Below are 397 nucleotides of genomic sequence, written 5' to 3'. Positions count from 1 at the left end.
GATCGAGGAACGACTCCCCCGCCACCGGCTGAGCCGTTCCGCTCCACTGCTCGACGACCCGCGAACGCTCAGCCTCCTCCAGCACATCGATCTGGCTCAGCCGCACATCCGGATCGGCCGCCACCTGCTCCAGCACCCGTGCCAAACGATCCGCCAGGGCCTCCGCCGTAGCTTCGTCGAACAGATCCGTGGCGTAGAGAATCCCACCGCCGATCCCCGCCGGAGCCCCATCCCCATCCCGCTCTTCGACCAGCGTCACCGACAGATCGAACCGAGCCGCAGACTCAGGCCCAGAGGGCAGTGGGCTGACCTCAAGCCCGGGCAGCTGCCAGTGTGCCGATGGGACGTTCTGGAGGGCCAGCATCACCTGGAAGAGCGGGTTCCGAGACAGCGACCT

General features: G+C 67.3%; 1 protein-coding gene. It reads right to left on the bottom strand.

The features are described from left to right. A partial coding sequence (locus tag FF041_RS37330; protein ID WP_323393715.1) for a condensation domain-containing protein occupies positions 1–364 on the bottom strand: 364 nt, incomplete at its 3' end. Positions 365–397 lie beyond the last annotated feature (33 nt).

The sequence above is a fragment of the Streptomyces jumonjinensis genome (genome assembly GCF_009600885.1).
Lineage (GTDB): Bacteria > Actinomycetota > Actinomycetes > Streptomycetales > Streptomycetaceae > Streptomyces > Streptomyces jumonjinensis.
The sequence above is the reverse complement of the archived record's forward strand: the minus strand, read 5'-3'. Positions and strand labels throughout refer to the sequence as shown.